A 14,809-nucleotide genomic window follows, 5' to 3' on the forward strand; every position below is an offset into this window, starting at 1 on the left:
TCGGACTTACTCGTCTAGCCCGCCGCCCGCTTCACGAGGGCGGCGATCCGCTCCTCCACCTCGTCCGTCACCTCGGTGAGGGCGAAGCCGGCCGCCCACATGGGGCCGTCGTCGAGTGCGGCCTGGTCGCTGAAGCCGAGGGTTGCGTAGCGCGCCTTGAACTTCTCGGCGCTCTGGAAGAAGCAGACGACCTTGCCGTCCCGGGCGTAGGCGGGCATGCCGTACCACAGCTTCGGGGCGAGCTCCGGGGCATGCGCCCTGACCACCGCGTGGACGCGCTCGGCCATCACCCGGTCCGACTCCTGCATGTCGGCGATCTTCGCGAGGACGTCGCGCTCGGCCGCCGCGGCCTTCTCCGCGGCCGAGCCGCGGCGGGCGGCCTTCTTCATCTCCTGTGCGTGGTCCCGCATGGCGGCCCGCTCCTCGGCGGTGAAACCGGCGTACGACGTGCTCTCGGTGGCGCTCATGGGATACGGCTCCTGGGGTGTGGGTGTGGGTGGTGGGTTGCGGAGGTGCGGCCCTGCGCGGGCTCAGCGGTCCTGGAGCAGGCCGACGAGGTTGCCGTCGGGGTCGATGACGGTGGCCGTCAGCCGGCCGCCGCCGACGTCGCCGACCGGGTCCTTCACGGTCGCGCCGGCCGCGGTCAACTCGCCGAGCTTCGCCTCGATGTCGGCCACGTGCCAGTAGCCCAGCGGCGCGGTCAGGCCCTGCGGACCGCCGGCCGGCAGCAGCCCGAGGTGCTGCCCGCAGGTCTCGAAACCGGCGTAGTAGGGGGCGTCGACCTGCGGCGGGACGCCCAGCAGGGCCGTGTACACCGCCTTGGCCTGCCCGAGGTCGGAGACGGGGACCAGTACGGTGCGGACTCCCTGGTGGTCGGAAGCGGTCGTCACGGCAACTCCTTGGCTCGCGGGTCGGATCGGCCCGGTCCGGTGCGTCCGGCGGGCCCGTTCTCGCTGTGACCCCAGCTTCCCCCGGCAGGCCTGCGGACCGCCTCCGTGCTCACCACGGAACGCACCACGGAGAGCACCGCGGTCCACGCGGCGGTGCCAGCCGCACGGAACCCGGTTCTCCCCGCCGGGAGTCAAGGAAGATCATCGGATAATGGTGCGGTGACCACGCCAGCCATCTCGTCCCGCGAAGCCGAAGTCCTCGACCTGCTCGGGGAGCACCTCAGCAACGCGGAGATCGCCGCCCGGCTGTTCATCTCCGTACGCACGGTCGAGTCGCACGTGTCCTCCCTGCTGCGGAAGCTGGAACTCCCCGACCGCCGCGCGCTCTCCCGCCGCTCGCCCGCCGGTCCGGCGGCCCGCCCCGCGGCGGCCGCGCTGCCCGTCCCGCTGACGGCGTTCGTGGGGAGGGCGCGGGAGCAGGCGGAACTCGCCGAGGCCGTCACGGCGGGCCGGCTCGTCACGGCCGTCGGCCCGGGCGGCATCGGCAAGACGCACCTCGCCCTGGCGGTCGCGGCCCGGGCGGCCGGCGACTTCCCGGACGGCGTGTACTTCGCCGACCTCGTCCCGGTCACCGACCCCGGGCGGGTGGCCGCAGCCGTCGCCGCCGCCACCGGTGTCGGCGAGCAGCCGGGCCGCAGCCTCGACGAGGTGCTCCCGGCGGCCCTCGCGGACCGCCGGGCGCTGCTGGTCCTGGACAACTGCGAGCAGGTACGCGAAGGAGTCGCCCCCTTCCTGGAACGGCTGCTCACCGCCTGCCCCGGCATCCACGTACTGGCGACGAGCCGCGCCCGGCTCATGGTCCCCTTCGAACGGCTCTTCCCCGTCCCGCCGCTGTCCCGTGTCGGAGGCGGCCGGTCGGAGGCGGCCGCCCTGTTCCTGGAGCGGGCCGCGGCGGTCGGAAGGGCCCCGGACCCGGCGGAGCACGACCTCGTGGTGGCTCTGTGCGAGCGCCTCGACGGCATGGCCCTGGCGATCGAACTGGCCGCGGCCCGCTGGTCCACGCTCGGCCTCGACGGCCTCACGGCCGGCCTCTCCGACCAGCTGCGAATCCTCGCCGGAGGGCCCCGCGCCGACGGCCGGCACCGGTCCGTGCGGGCCGTCCTCGACTGGAGCCACGACCTGCTCGCACCGGAGGACCGGGCCCTGCTGCGGCGCGTGTCCGCGTTCGTCGTGCCGTTCACGGCACAGGACGCGGCCGACGTGGCGGGCTTCGCCCCGCTGGATCCGGCGGCCGTCCCCGACGGCCTCGGACGGCTCGCCGAACAGAGCCTGCTCACCGTGGCGGCCTCCGCGGGCGGAACCCGCTACCACGCCCTGGAGACCATCCGCCAGTACGGCACCGAGCGGCTCGCCGACACCGGGGAACTCGCCGGCGTCCGGGAACGCCACCTCGCCTGGTGCCTGGACGCCGCGGCTGCCCTCGCCGAAAGCGCATCGGAAGCCGGAGGCTCCGCCCCCGGTCCGCCCGCCGCCGGCCCGGGCGCACCGCAGGGCGGCGCGGCGTGGCGGGCCCGCTTCGACGCCGTCGCCGACGACCTCAGGGCAGCCCTCGCGTGGGCCGCCAGCCTGCCGGAGCACCGCGCCGACGCCCACCGCCTTGCGCACGCCCTCGCCGGCTCGGCCCTCACCCGCAACATGCTCGGCGAGGCCCAGCAGCGCCACGAGCAGGCGGCCGGGCTCGCCGCGGACGACACGGGTGCGGCCGCCGCCCTGCGGCAGGCGGCCGGAGTCGCCGGCTGCCGCCGGCTGGGCGACGACATGTACCGGCTGCACCGGGCCGCCGGCGAAGCGGCCCGCCGGGCCGGCGACCATGCCGCGGCCGCCCGCGACCTGGCCGCCGCCGCCACCGTGGCCTACCGCTTCTCCAGCACGTTCGAACGGATCCCCGCCGCCGAGGAGGCGCGGGCCCTGCTCGCCGAAGCCCGCGGGCAGGCCGCCGCCGCCGGCGGGGATCCGGCCGCCGCGGCAGCCGTGGCGCTCGCCGAAGCGGCTGTCCTCGCCGACGCCTTCGGCGCCGTCCAGGGGGACGCCGACAACAGCGCGGAGGACACCGTGACCGCCACCGAGCGGGCGGTCGACCTCGCCCGCCGCACCGGCGACACCGCCGCCCAGTCCGCCGCGCTCGACGCACTGTCCGGCGCGCAGAGCTGGGCGGGCGACTCCTTCGCCGCAGCCGCCGCCGCCCGGCACCGCATCGGCCTCCTGGACCGGGACCCCGCCACCACACCCGCCGCCACACACGAACTGGTCGACGCCCTCGCGATGGCCGCCGCCACCGCCGTCGGCGCCGGCGAACTGCCGCAGGCCCGCGAGTGGGGAGCGCGCCTCGCCGGCCGGCCCCTCCTCGCCGAGGCCGGCGACCACGCGACGTCCTGGCTGCTCGTCGCCGACGCCCTGGCCGGCCGCGCCGACGACGTCCTCGCCACCAGCCCCCGCTTCCTCGACGCCTGGGAGCAGACCGGCCGGCAGCGCTCCTTCTCCCTCGGCCCCGCCGCCGCTTCCGTCGCCATGGTCCACGGACTGCGCGGAGACAGCGGCGCCCGCGCCCAATGGCTCGCGATCGCCGACCGCGCCGGCGCCGAGGAGGACCACCGGCACGGCCACGGAGCCGTCTTCGACAGCATCGTCCTGCTCCACCGCGGCGACCCGGCCGCAGCACTCGAACGGACCGCGCCCGAACCGGAATCCGTGTGGAAATGGGTCTGCTGGGTCTGGCTGCACTGGTACGCGGCCCTCCGGGCCGAAGCGTCGGTCCTCGCCGGACACCCCGAGGCCGGGGCCCGTATCGCCGCCGCCCGGGACCTCGTCACCGGCAACCCCGTCGCGACCGCCCTCACGGACCGCGCCCGGGCCCTCCTGGACGGCGACCGGCAGCGGCTCCTCGCCACCGCGGACGCCTTCGCCGCCGCCGGCTGCCCCTACCAGGCGGCGCGCACCCTCCTGCTCGCCGGAGACGGCCACGCCGCCGCCGGGGCGGCCGCCCTCGACGCCCTCGGCCTCCGGCCCGGCCCCGCCGCGGCGCGCTGACCCCCCGGCAGGCCGCCGGGCGCCGGCGGCTACGGTGAGCCGCACCACGACGCAACAGGGGGAGAAGCCGCCATGGCATTCCGCAAGCTGCTCAGCGCGCTGGGCGTGGGCGCGCCCGAGGTCGAGACCGAACTGGACCGGACGCGGTACCTGCCGGGCGAGGAGGTCACGGGAACCGTCACCCTGCGCGGCGGCGCCGCAGACGTCCGGATCGAGGGGCTGACCGCGGAGCTGGTGGTCCGCTTCGAAAGCCACATCACCGAGTCCGCGTACCTGCACCCCGTCGCCCGGTACGAGCTGCCCGGACCCTTCACGCTGCGGGCCGGCGAGGTCCGGACCGAGCGGCTCTCCCTGCCCCTCCCGCTGGCCGTGCCGCTCACCCATGCGGACGGACGCCCCCTCAAGGGGGCCTACTGCGCCGTCCGCACCGAACTCGCCGTCGACAAGGCCGTCGACCGGAGCGACCTCGACGGGATGGAAGTCCACGCCCTGCCCTCGCAGGCCGCCGTCCTGCGAGCCTTCGCCGAACTCGGATTCCGCTTCGACGAGGCCGAGGTCAAGCCGGGCATCGCCCTGGGCTCGCGGCAGGACGTGCACTGGTGGCAGGAGATCGAGCTGTCCGCCCCGCCCGGGTACGGGCTCGACACGGTCGAGCTGCTCCTCGCCGTCCTGCCGGACGAGATCGACGTACGCCCCGGGACGACCGTCGCGCCGCTCACCCTCCGGCACGAGGAGACCGCCGACCACACCGCCCTGACCGCCCGTCTGGAGGCCTACCTGCGGGACGTCTTCCCGCCGCGCTGACCCCGGCTGCCCGCGGCCGTCACCGGAACGGACCACACGGCGGCGTGTGCGGCGCGGCTGCGGGGCCGCCCGACCGTAGGTTTCGCTTGCAGGTTCCGAGGGTGGCTGCGGCAGGGAAGAGGTGCTGGCGATGGACGGCAGGCGGACCATCACCGTGTTCGGCGCGACGGGGCAGCAGGGCGGGGCGCTGGCCCGGGCCGTCCTGGCCGACGGGGACGGCACCTTCGCGGTGCGCGCCGTGACGCGCCACCCCGACTCCGACCGCGCCCGGGAGCTGGAACGGCTCGGCGCCGAGGTCGTCCGGGCCGACCTGGACGACGAGGCAAGCCTGCGGGCCGCCCTGGAAGGCGCCTACGGGGCCTTCATGGTGACCAACTTCTGGGAGCACATGTCCGCGGCCCACGAGAAGGAGCAGGCCCAGGCCCTCTCCCGGGCCGCCGGGCACGTCGGCATCCAGCACGCGATCTGGTCCACGCTGGAGGACACCCGCGAGTGCATCCCGCCAGGAGACGGCCGGATGCCGGTGCTCCAGGGCTCGTACAACGTCCCGCACTTCGACGCCAAGGCGGAGGCGGACCACTTCTTCACCGACGACGGCGTCCCCACCACCTTCCTGCGGACCACGTTCTACTGGGAGAACCTGCTGTCGATGTTCGCCCCGCAGCGCGGCGACGACGGCACCTTCGAACTCGCCTACCCCATGGGCGACAGCCGCCTCTCCGGTATCGCCGTCGACGACATCGGCAAGACCGCCCTGGCCGTCTTCAAGGGCGGCACCGACTTCATCGCCGCCACGGTCAGCATCGCCGGCGAGCACCTGACCGTCGCCGAGATGGCCGCCACGATGACGGACGTGCTCGGGCAGCCCTTCCGCTACCGGCCGCTCACCCCGGACGCCTTCCGGGCGCTCGGATTCCCCGGCGCCGACGAGGCGGGCAACATGTTCCAGTACTACGCCGACTGCGAGCACGCCTTCACCGCCGCCCGCGACCTGGCCGCCGTCCGCGCCCTCCACCCCGGCCTCCAGGACTTCCGGACCTGGCTGACCGCACACCGCGACCGGTTCGACCTGTCCTGACCGCGGGACGGGACCCCCGCCCCCGCCGATGACGTAACCTGCCCGACGGGGGCGGTCCCCCGCGCGGGCCGCGGCCCGGCCTCCGAGACCGAAGGGTGTCCCATGCCGATACGCCACGCGGTGGTGGTCGGGGCCGGAATCGGCGGCCTCACCGCGGCCATCGCCCTGCACCGCCGCGGCTGGGAGGTCACCGTCTGCGAACGCGCCCCCGAGCCGCCCGCCACCGGCGCGGGCATCGGCCTCGCCCCCAACGCGCTCCGCGCCCTCGACGCCATAGGCGTCGACGCGGCCCGCGCGGCCGGCGGCGCGATACCCGACACGATGGGCGTGCGCCGCTCCGACGGCCGCCGGCTGACCGGGGCCGGCACCGCCGCGATGGCGGCCCGCTACGGCACGCCCCCGATCGCCGTCCCCCGCCCCGCCTTCACGGCCGCCCTGGCCGCCGCCCTCCCGCCCCGCGCCCTGCGGTACGGGGCCGCCGTGACCTCCGTGGACGGCGCCGGGGGCCGCCGCCCCACCGTCCGCACGGCCGGCGGCGCGGACCTCCCCGCCGACCTCGTCGTCGCCGCCGACGGCATCCGCAGCCCGCTGCGCCGCACGTACTTCCCCGACCACCCGGGCCTGCACTACCTGGGCGAGACGGCCTGGCGGACCATCGTGGACGCCCCCGACCTCGGGATCCGGGCCATGAGCGAGACCTGGGGGCGCGGCGAGCGGTTCGGCATCACCCCGCTGTCCGACGGCCGCTTCTACCTCTACGCCACCGCGCTCGCCCCCTCCGGCACCCGGTCGGCGGACCCCCGCGCGGAACTCCTGCGCCGCTTCGGCTCCTGGCACGACCCGATACCGGCCCTCCTGGAACGGGTACGGCGCCTCGATCCGGCCGACGTCCTGCAGAACGACCTCCACGACCTGGCCGCCCCGCTGCCCCGCCTCCACCACGGCCGGATCGCCTGGATCGGCGACGCCGCCCACGCCATGGCGCCCAACCTCGGGCAGGGCGGCTGCCAGGCCATCGAGGACGCGGTGGTCCTCGCCCACCTCCTCCCCGCGGGCGACGCGCCGGATCCCGCGCCGGGGGCCGCCGGCCTCGCGGACCCCGTACCGGCCGCCCTCGCCGCCTACACCGCGGCCCGCCGCGACCGCACCGACGCCGTACGCGTCCGGGCCCGCCGGGTCGGCCGCCTCGGCGCCCTCCGCCACCCCCTCGCGGCCGCGGCCCGCGACGCCGCGGTCCGCGCCGTCCCCGACCGCCTGGCCCTGCGCGGGATGGACGGCCTCTTCAACGGCTTCCGCCTCCCCGCCCGGTAGCCGGCTATGCGCCCGCCTCAGGGGTCGCCGGCGCCGAGGAGCCTGCCCGCGTCGCAGACGCCGCAGGGCTCGACCTGCGGGTGGCGCAGGGCGTCGACCGCCTGGGCGCGGGTCGCGGGCCGGGTCCGCCCCGAGACCAGGGTGCAGTCGCCGGTGTGGATCAGCATGGGGGTGTTGGAGGCGCCGATCCCGTACTGGATCTGCCACTCGACGACCGGGGCCGGCACGGGCCTGGCAGCGGCGGCCTCCGCGATGCGTCCGGCGGTCTCGATCTCGCCGATCCGCTCCCGGACGAGCTCCAGCAGCAGCTCGCACCACCGCTCCAGGGTCTTCAGCCGGGCCAGGTCCGGCGGGAGCAGCCACCCGGTGTCCCGCCCGCCGCCCACCGTCACACCCCCCGCCGGCGCCCGGCGCACGGCGCAGCGGCGCCGGCGGCCGAGAGGCCCCCGACGCGAGGGGCGGACAGCAGGTCGTACGTACTCACCCCCCAATCGTAAACCTGTTCGATTTCGGTTTCGAACCCGCCTCCGCCACACCGATGAGTCCGCGGCCGCCCGCCGGTCCACCCTGGGACGGAGACCACCACCTCGCACCCCGGAGCACGCCATGGGCCTCATCCGCATCGCAATGTTCGCGACCCTCGACCTCGTCGGGCAGGCGCCCGGCGGTCCCGACGAGGACCCGGACGGCTTCCCGTTCGGCGGCTGGCAGGCCCCCCTGCTGGACGAGACCGCCGGCATGCAGATCGGCGCCGCGTACGAGGGCACGGACGCCCTCCTGCTCGGCCGGCGGACCTACGACATCTTCGCCGCCTACTGGCCCCACCAGAAGGGCGGCGAGGACGGCGCGATCGCCGAGCTCTTCAACCGGGTCCCCAAGTACGTGGCCTCCCGCGGCACCCCCGACCTCTCCTGGGCCGGCTCCACGCAGCTCGGCCCGGACCTGGCCGCCGCCGTGCGCGGGATCCGCGACCGCCACGAACACGTGAAGGTCGTCGGAAGCCTCGACCTTGTGCAGACCCTCCTGCGCGAGAAGCTCTTCGACCGCCTCGACCTCTGGGTGCACCCCATCGTCCTCGGCGTCGGGAAGAAGGTGTTCGCCGAGGGCGCGGTGCCGACCAACCTCACGCTGCTCGCACCCCCGGCGGCCGGCCCGAAGGGCACGGTGTACCTGCGCTACGGCCTCGCCGAGGGCGTCCCCGCCACGGGCGACATGAGCGCACCCGACCGCGGCCTGCCCCACGGCGGCTGACGACGGCCGACCGGGAGGCCCCCCGGCTGCTCCGCCGCCCCCGCCGAGGGGCGGCGGAGCCGCTACGCGGACGGCCCCCAGGCGGTCGTCAGCCCCTCCAGCCACGCGGGCGGCAGCTCGGCGGCCTCCCACTCCTCCCGCAGCGCCGCCGGCTCCGCCAGCAGGCGCTCCAGCACGGCGATGCCGGCGGGGGAGTGGAGCAGGGAGTAGCGGCCGTGGATGGCGATGGGGCTGCCCGGGCCGTACTGCGCGTACATCCGCTCCAGCCGCGCCCGGTGCTCCGCGGCGAACGCGTCCAGCCGCCCCGCGTACCCGGTCCGCTGCCGCGTGCTCATGGTGCCCAGGACGGCCGCGAGGACCGGCCCGGAGACGTCCGGGTCGAGGTCGGACTCCTCGGCGAACGACGGGTACAGCGACAGCACGGCCACCTTCGCCCGCTCCAGCTCCATCCGGCCGGCGGGCGGGCGCGCCTCCAGGGGATCCCCGGGCGCGTCGGCGCCGACGGCGTCGCGCAGCATCCGCTCGGCGATCCCGCCGAGGGCGTCGGTGACGGTGCGGGCGCCGTCGAGCCAGCCGGACGCGTAGGGCTCGCCCTTCGCCGCCGGGGCGTCCTCCGCGCGTCCCGCGACCTCCGCGGCCGCGACGGCGACCGCCCCGGCCGAGACGAGCCCGATCAGCTCCTCGGCGTCGCCGGGGTGGATACCGGCCCGGCCGAGGAGCCCGACGAGCGTGGTCTTCGCGTTGAGGACGCTGACCGCGTCCAGGTGCAGTGGCCCTTCCCCGGCGGGGTTCATCGGATCCTCCTCGGTCATAGGGGGTGCCGGTGCGAGCTTATGCGGCGGACCGCCGCAGGCAGGCCCCGGAGGGCGGCCGGGCGCAGCGGCGCCCGGACCCGGCGAGGACGCCCGGGCCCGCGGAGAGCCGGCGCCGGTGCCGGACAGGGCACCCGCACGGTCAGAGGCCTGCGACCTTCGCGGTCGCCGACACCTCGTACGCCAGGGTGATGCTGCGGCGGCCGCCCGGCGGGAGGGTCACGTCCCAGCGGGCGATGCCGTCGGCGTCGACCGTGTCCGGGACCGGGGAGCAGGCCTCCTTGCGCAGGCGCACCCCCACCGCGGAGATCTCCGAGACCGGGATCCGCTCGCGGACGGCGACGGTCCGCCCGCCCTGCTCGCCGGGGGCCGAGAACCGGGACAGGTGCAGCCGAACCGTGCGGGTGACGACCGTCCGCTGCATGATCCCGCCGGACTCGCGGGACTCCTCGGCCTCCCGCACCACCCGCAGGTCGTCGCAGCTGCCGAAGGCGAGTTCGGCGGCGGCGCCCGGCGCGGTGAACTCCAGCGTGCCCCGGCCGCCGAAACCGCTGCCGCGCACGAGGTCCACCGGCCCGGCGAGCAGGGCGTGCCCGGACCGGTTCGCGAACCGGACCACCTGCGTGACCAGCGGTGACAGCTCGGGCGAGGCGGCGTACTCGGAGGCAGCGTCCGCGGTGAACGACGACAGCGGGACCCGGTGGGCGCGGCCGTCCGACGGCACCGAGACCGGTGCGGGGGCGGCCAGCACGCGCGTCTCGCCGCCGTCGTCGACGCCCGGCAGGCCCAGCACCGGCGCCGGGCCGAGCTCCGCGACCTCCTCCTCCCGCAGCTCCACCTCGACCGTGCGGCGTTCGGCGGCGGTGCGCTCGGTGAGCACCAGCCGGTCCTCGCCGAGCCGCGGAGGCTCGGCCGCCAGCGCGGACCGGGCCGTCGACAGGGTCAGGCGCACGCCCGACCAGTCCTCACCGGTGCGCTGCCACACCATGGCGTCGCTCTCCAGCGTCAGCGAGCCGCCTTCCAGCACGGCCCGGTAGACGGGCCGCCACAGCGCGCAGGCGGTGAGGTGGACGAGCCGCAGCCGGGCAGGACCGGCCGCCGAGGCACGGACGGTCAGCTCGACGTGGGCCACCAGTTCGGCCGGCTGCTCCTCGGCGGCGGCCAGCCCCCGCCGGACGTCCGCGAGTTCCGTGTCGAGCGCGGCCAGCCGCGCCTGCGCCACGCGCAGCCGCTCGCCGTGCGTGTCGCGTTCGGCGTCGACCCGGTCCAGTTCGCGCGCCCAGCGGTCCGGGTCGCTCTCGCCGGCGCCGGCGCCTTCGCGGATCTCCCGCAGCAGGCGGTCGGCGAGTTTGCCGAGCAGGCCGAGGCGGACGTGCAGCCGGTCCCGCTCGTGCTCCACGGAGACCTGTTCCGCTTCGAGGGCGTGCAGGCGCTGCCGCAGCGCCGAGTCGTCGGCGGCCGGCAGCGGCCCGCGGGGCGTCCACGTACGGACGATCCGCACGTCCAGGACGCCGGCCGGCCGGTCGGCGGCCAGCTCGGCGTGGAGGGTGCGGTCGACCGCCAGGGCGCTGATCGGGCCGAGGCGCAGGCGCTGCACCCCGGCTTCGAGGTCGACCACGGCGGTGCGCTCGATGTGGGCGCGGTCCTCCAGGCAGGTGACGGCGGTGACCGGCAGGGCGATCGGCTCCCCGGCCGGGGCGGGGGAGGCGGCGTGCGACGCGGCGCGGAGCGTGTCGTCGGGCGTGTCGTGTGGCATGGCGTGTGTCAGCTCCTGCGGTTGCCGCCGACGAGGGCCTTGGCGGCCGGGATGCGGATCTCGTAGCGGCCGTCGAGGGCGGCGGTGCCGCCGGCCGGCAGCTCCACCCGCCAGATGCGGGTGCCCGGGGCGTGCTGCTCCGGTTCCGTGCCGGCGTCGGGAACCGCCCAGTCGGCCCGCTCCTCGATCCGGACGTCCGGGTCGGAGGTGACCGGAACCCGCTCGCGGACCTCGACGGTGACGGCCCTGGAGAGCCGGTTCGCCAGCTCCACATGGACGCGGTGGTCGAGGACGGTGGTGCCGCCCCGCAGCCCGGCCGCCGACTCGTGCAGGTTCGTGCGCCGGGTGACGCGGACGCCCTCGGCGGGGCCGAGGCCGAGCCGGGAGACGGCACCGGGCGCCAGCGTGGGCAGCGCGGCGGTCAGCAGGAACTCGTCGTCGACGGTGACCTCCACCGGCCCGGCGAGCAGCGCCTGGCCGGTGGCGTTGGAGAGCACCAGCGTCCCGTACACGGTCTGCTCGACGGACGGCGCGCAGAGGTACTCGGTGCGCAGCCCCAGCGGGATCTCCCCGACGGTGACGGTGTGCCAGGTGCCGTCCGAGGGGACGTCGGCGCGGGCGGCGGCGTCGAAGCGGTGGTCGAACGAGCCGGCCGACTCGCGGGGCCGTACGGCGTGCCCCGGCAGCGGCAGCGCGGCCACCGCCTCGGCGCGCCGGCGCTGCTCGGCGCCCACCGGGTCGGAGGGGGCGCCGGGGAACAGCCTGCCCCGGCGGGCTGCAACGTCCTCGGCACCGGCGAGGACGAGCGCGGAGTAGTCCAGTTCCGCCCCGCTCGGCCGCGGCGGGCCGACCGGCGGGGGCGGTGCCGCGGCCGGCGCCGGCGCGGCGGGCGCCCCGGGCGGCAGTCCGCCCGGGGCCGGCGGGGCGGCCGGGGCTCCGGTGCGCGCCCGCCGGGCGGCCGGCCGCGCCGGGACCTGCGGCGCGAAGTCGGGGGCGCCGCCGCCGAAGCCGGGCGGAGCGGGGGCGGGCGCGGCGGCCGGGGCGGGCATCGCCGGCGGCGGCGCCCCGTAGGCCTGCGGGACCGGCTGCACCGGCATCGGGGGCGGCGGCAGGGACGGTACGGGGCCGGTGGCCGCGCCGGCCCGCGGAGCCGCGGGTGCGGGGGCCGGCGGGGTCGGGCGGGGGCCCGCGGCCGCGTATCCGGCGAACAGGTCGGCGAGGCCCGCCGGCGGCTCGCGCCAGCCGGACGGCGCGGGCGCGGGCTGGCGGCGCCCGATCCGGACCGAGTGCAGCCGCGGCAGGTCGGTGCGGCGCCGCAGGTCCGAGGTGGCCAGCGCGATGCGTACGCCGTTCCAGTCCTCGCCGGTGCGCTGGGCGACCGAGGCGCGCAGCACCAGCGTGCCCGTGTCGTCTCCCTGTCGGTGGGCGAGGCGGTACGCGGGCACCCAGACCGCACCCGGAACCCCGTACTCCACTTCCAGTGCGACCTCGGCCCCGGCATCCGCGCCGGCCCCGCCGGCACCCGTGCCGGCCAGTGTGAGGACGGCGGACACGGTGGTGTCGACGTGCGGCTGCGGTGCGTCGCCGGAGGCGCGGGCGAGCCGGTCCTCGGCGACGGCGAGTTCGTGCCCGGCGCGCAGCAGCTCCTCCTCCAGCTCCGCCAGGCGCGCCTGGAGGGCGGCCAGCCGCCGGTCCACGAAGTCGGCGAGCTCCAGCCACGCCTCGACGGGCGTCCGCCGCTGCGCCTCCTCGCGCCGGCGGGCCGGCGGCGGTGCCGGGTGCAGGCTGCCGGCCTCCTCGATCAGCGCCAGCTGCCGGTCCCGGCGGGCCCGCACGGCCGCATGCCGGTCGCGCAACCGCTCGGCCTCGCGCCGCAGCTCGCGGGGAGTGCGGGGGTCGGCCGGCTCCGCCTCGACCTCCACCCGCGCCTCCACGACGCGCACGGGGGACGAGCCGAGGACGCGGGCCCGCAGCGAACCGGGGTCCAGCGAGCGGGGCAGCCCCGTCACCCGCAGCCGTCCGTCCGGCGGTACGGTGCCGCGGGCGAGCCGGCGGCAGAGTGCGCCCTGTGCGTACACCACGACGGAATCCAGGGCCGATTCCCACCGTGCGGTCCGAGCCGTCATACGTCCTGCCCCCCGACGTGCGTCCGTGCTGAGCGAAGCCTACCCACCCGCCGTACCGGCGCCTCCGGCGGTGCCGCTCACCTGCCGCCCGTGAAGGCACCGGCCGGTACCGACAGCTCGTGACCGGTGGCGAAGCGGATGCGCACCTCCGACTCCGTCCAGGTCGCGGACCGGATGCCTTCCGCGCCCATGGAGGTCTCGACGGGGAGCCAGTGCCCGTACGACGCGTCGGGCTCCCTGCCGATCACCATCCGGTACGAGTCGTCCCCGGACAGGTCTTCGACGTGCTCCATCCTCAGGAAGTACGGCGAGCCGTCGTAGGGCAGCGACGCGGGGGAGGCGCTGCGGTACACCACCTCGGTCCGCGGCCACGACGCGGCCACCAGCACGGCGATGCTCAGCACCACACCCGCCGCGACGCCCAGCAGGAGCATGCCGATGCCGCCCCGGCGGCGGGCGCCCGGGCCGCCGACGGCCGGGGTGTGGGTGTACGTGCTGCTGATGGCGTCCCTCCGAGTGCCGCACCGCTCCGGCCCCCCGGGCGGGGAGTCGGCTCAGCGGGAAGGACGCGGATCCGGGCCGATCGGTTGTCACCGGCGGTCACGCGGCCGGCCGGTGAATCCTTTTCGGCGGACGGCGCCTCTTGTACACGTGCCGACAGCCGTCGGACCAGGAAGCCGGAGGAAGAACATGATGGTGGGAATCGCGGTGGCCGTCGGAGCGGTGCTCGTGTGCACGTGCGTGTACGCGGTGTCGCGCAGGCGGGGGCGGACGCGTGGCTGAGTACGCATGGCCCGGTGAGCAGTTGGTCGCGGCCGCCCGGCGCGGCGACGTCGACTCGCTCACGGCGCTGGTGTCGGGATCGCACCCGAACGTGCAGCGGTTCGCCCGCTCCCTGTGCGCCACACCCGAGGACGCGCAGGACGCCGCTCAGGAAGCGCTGATCATCCTGTACCGGAAGATCGGGACGCTCCGCGCGTCCGGCGCCCTCGCGTCGTGGATGTTCCGCATCGTCCGCAACGAGTGCCTGCGGAGGGCCCGGACGATCGGACGGGACCTCGCACCGCTGCCGGACGAGGTCCGGCCCTCCGCCGAGGAGGAGGCCCTCCGGCGGTTGGAGGCGGGCCGTGTGGCGGCGGCGATCGCCGCGCTGCCCGCGGAGCAGCGCCAGGTGCTGATCATGCGGGACGTGCAGGGGTTGAGCGGGCGGATGGTCGCCGACGCGCTCGGGATCGGCACGGCGGCGATGAAGTCGCGGCTGCACCGGGCCCGGGCCGCGGTCCGGAACCGGCTCGACGACGCCGACGGCATGGACGGCATGGACGGCGTGCCCGGTGCGAACGGCGTCAACGGCACACAGGCGGGAGGCGGACGGTGAAGACGGCGACGACCGGGAAGGGCGGCGGACCCGACTACGCGAGCGCGTCCCTGCCCCGGCACCTGGCCCGCGGCGCGGTCGGCTTCGGCTCCCTGATCGGCGGGGCGGCCCTGGCGTTCACCGTCAGCCCGCTCGCCCTGCTGCTCCTGCCCGTGGGGCTGGTGGCACTCAGGGGATGCCCGATGTGCTGGACGATCGGTCTCGTGCAGACCGTCTCGCGGGGACGCCTCCGGCGCTCCTGTGAGAACGGCCGCTGCACGCTCACCGTCCCGTCGCGGCCTTCCTGACGGCGCCGCCCCGCCGCCGGCCGCCCTCC

Annotated in this window: 14 protein-coding genes; 7 read left to right on the forward strand and 7 right to left on the reverse strand. The window is 76.7% G+C overall.

What is annotated here, in order from left to right; translation table 11 throughout:
* Positions 1-14: 14 nt before the first annotated feature.
* Together ACZ462_RS14695 and ACZ462_RS14700 are read right to left on the reverse strand one after the other, a co-directional pair.
* A complete protein-coding gene (locus tag ACZ462_RS14695; RefSeq protein WP_467806442.1) occupies positions 15-467 on the reverse strand; it encodes an iron chaperone in 453 nt (150 codons plus the stop codon).
* Positions 468-530: 63 nt separating this feature from the next.
* Positions 531-890, reverse strand: a complete 360-nt coding sequence (locus ACZ462_RS14700; protein WP_467806441.1) for a VOC family protein — start codon at positions 888-890, stop codon at positions 531-533.
* Between the two features lie 219 nt (positions 891-1,109).
* On the opposite strand from ACZ462_RS14700, the gene ACZ462_RS14705 reads away from it, so the two are divergent.
* The 4 genes from ACZ462_RS14705 (at position 1,110) to ACZ462_RS14720 (ending at position 7,170) form a co-directional block, all read left to right on the forward strand.
* The gene (locus tag ACZ462_RS14705; RefSeq protein ID WP_467806440.1) at positions 1,110-3,977 is read left to right on the forward strand and encodes an ATP-binding protein; all 2,868 of its coding nucleotides are present in this window, start codon (positions 1,110-1,112) and stop codon (positions 3,975-3,977) included.
* 72 nt (positions 3,978-4,049) lie between these two features.
* The gene (locus ACZ462_RS14710; protein ID WP_467806439.1) at positions 4,050-4,781 is read left to right on the forward strand and encodes a sporulation protein; all 732 of its coding nucleotides are present in this window, start codon (positions 4,050-4,052) and stop codon (positions 4,779-4,781) included.
* A gap of 130 nt (positions 4,782-4,911) precedes the next feature.
* Positions 4,912-5,859, forward strand: a complete 948-nt coding sequence (locus ACZ462_RS14715) for an NmrA/HSCARG family protein (RefSeq protein WP_467806438.1) — start codon at positions 4,912-4,914, stop codon at positions 5,857-5,859.
* Positions 5,860-5,961: 102 nt separating this feature from the next.
* Positions 5,962-7,170 carry an FAD-dependent oxidoreductase gene (locus ACZ462_RS14720; protein ID WP_467806437.1) on the forward strand — a complete coding sequence of 403 codons (1,209 nt, stop codon included), beginning with the start codon at positions 5,962-5,964 and terminating at the stop codon, positions 7,168-7,170.
* A 17-nt stretch (positions 7,171-7,187) separates the two neighbouring features.
* Here the strand turns inward: ACZ462_RS14720 and ACZ462_RS14725 are convergent, their stop codons facing one another.
* The gene (locus tag ACZ462_RS14725) at positions 7,188-7,556 is read right to left on the reverse strand and encodes a DUF6233 domain-containing protein (RefSeq protein ID WP_467806436.1); all 369 of its coding nucleotides are present in this window, start codon (positions 7,554-7,556) and stop codon (positions 7,188-7,190) included.
* 220 nt (positions 7,557-7,776) lie between these two features.
* On the opposite strand from ACZ462_RS14725, the gene ACZ462_RS14730 reads away from it, so the two are divergent.
* Entirely contained in the window at positions 7,777-8,421 is a 645-nt protein-coding gene (locus ACZ462_RS14730) for a dihydrofolate reductase family protein (protein WP_467806435.1), read from the forward strand.
* A 62-nt stretch (positions 8,422-8,483) separates the two neighbouring features.
* Here the strand turns inward: ACZ462_RS14730 and ACZ462_RS14735 are convergent, their stop codons facing one another.
* From ACZ462_RS14735 to ACZ462_RS14750, 4 genes are all read right to left on the reverse strand, one after another.
* A complete protein-coding gene (locus ACZ462_RS14735) occupies positions 8,484-9,215 on the reverse strand; it encodes a hypothetical protein (protein WP_467806434.1) in 732 nt (243 codons plus the stop codon).
* Positions 9,216-9,375: 160 nt separating this feature from the next.
* Positions 9,376-10,989, reverse strand: coding sequence for a mucoidy inhibitor MuiA family protein (locus ACZ462_RS14740; RefSeq protein WP_467806432.1), 1,614 nt, complete (start codon positions 10,987-10,989; stop codon positions 9,376-9,378).
* 8 nt (positions 10,990-10,997) lie between these two features.
* Entirely contained in the window at positions 10,998-13,115 is a 2,118-nt protein-coding gene (locus tag ACZ462_RS14745; protein WP_467806431.1) for a DUF4139 domain-containing protein, read from the reverse strand.
* 77 nt (positions 13,116-13,192) lie between these two features.
* A complete protein-coding gene (locus ACZ462_RS14750) occupies positions 13,193-13,549 on the reverse strand; it encodes a hypothetical protein (protein WP_467806430.1) in 357 nt (118 codons plus the stop codon).
* Between the two features lie 341 nt (positions 13,550-13,890).
* Here ACZ462_RS14750 and ACZ462_RS14755 point away from each other — a divergent pair, with 341 nt between their 5' ends.
* Positions 13,891-14,493, forward strand: coding sequence for an RNA polymerase sigma factor (locus ACZ462_RS14755; protein ID WP_467806429.1), 603 nt, complete (start codon positions 13,891-13,893; stop codon positions 14,491-14,493).
* A complete protein-coding gene (locus tag ACZ462_RS14760) occupies positions 14,490-14,780 on the forward strand; it encodes a hypothetical protein (protein ID WP_467806428.1) in 291 nt (96 codons plus the stop codon). Before ACZ462_RS14755 ends, ACZ462_RS14760 begins: the two co-directional genes overlap by 4 nt.
* Positions 14,781-14,809 lie beyond the last annotated feature (29 nt).

The sequence above is a fragment of the Streptomyces sp. NPDC031121 genome, assembly GCF_055570615.1.

What these genes read in the sequence shown, in the direction of transcription:
- ACZ462_RS14695 (WP_467806442.1), bottom strand. Translation starts at nt 467, where the DNA reads ATGAGCGCCACCGAGAGCACGTCGTACGCCGGTTTCACCGCCGAGGAG.
- ACZ462_RS14710 (WP_467806439.1), top strand. Translation starts at nt 4,050, where the DNA reads ATGGCATTCCGCAAGCTGCTCAGCGCGCTGGGCGTGGGCGCGCCCGAG.
- ACZ462_RS14715 (WP_467806438.1), top strand. Translation starts at nt 4,912, where the DNA reads ATGGACGGCAGGCGGACCATCACCGTGTTCGGCGCGACGGGGCAGCAG.
- ACZ462_RS14720 (WP_467806437.1), top strand. Translation starts at nt 5,962, where the DNA reads ATGCCGATACGCCACGCGGTGGTGGTCGGGGCCGGAATCGGCGGCCTC.
- ACZ462_RS14730 (WP_467806435.1), top strand. Translation starts at nt 7,777, where the DNA reads ATGGGCCTCATCCGCATCGCAATGTTCGCGACCCTCGACCTCGTCGGG.
- ACZ462_RS14735 (WP_467806434.1), bottom strand. Translation starts at nt 9,215, where the DNA reads ATGAACCCCGCCGGGGAAGGGCCACTGCACCTGGACGCGGTCAGCGTC.
- ACZ462_RS14740 (WP_467806432.1), bottom strand. Translation starts at nt 10,989, where the DNA reads ATGCCACACGACACGCCCGACGACACGCTCCGCGCCGCGTCGCACGCC.
- ACZ462_RS14745 (WP_467806431.1), bottom strand. Translation starts at nt 13,115, where the DNA reads ATGACGGCTCGGACCGCACGGTGGGAATCGGCCCTGGATTCCGTCGTG.
- ACZ462_RS14750 (WP_467806430.1), bottom strand. Translation starts at nt 13,549, where the DNA reads ATGCTCCTGCTGGGCGTCGCGGCGGGTGTGGTGCTGAGCATCGCCGTG.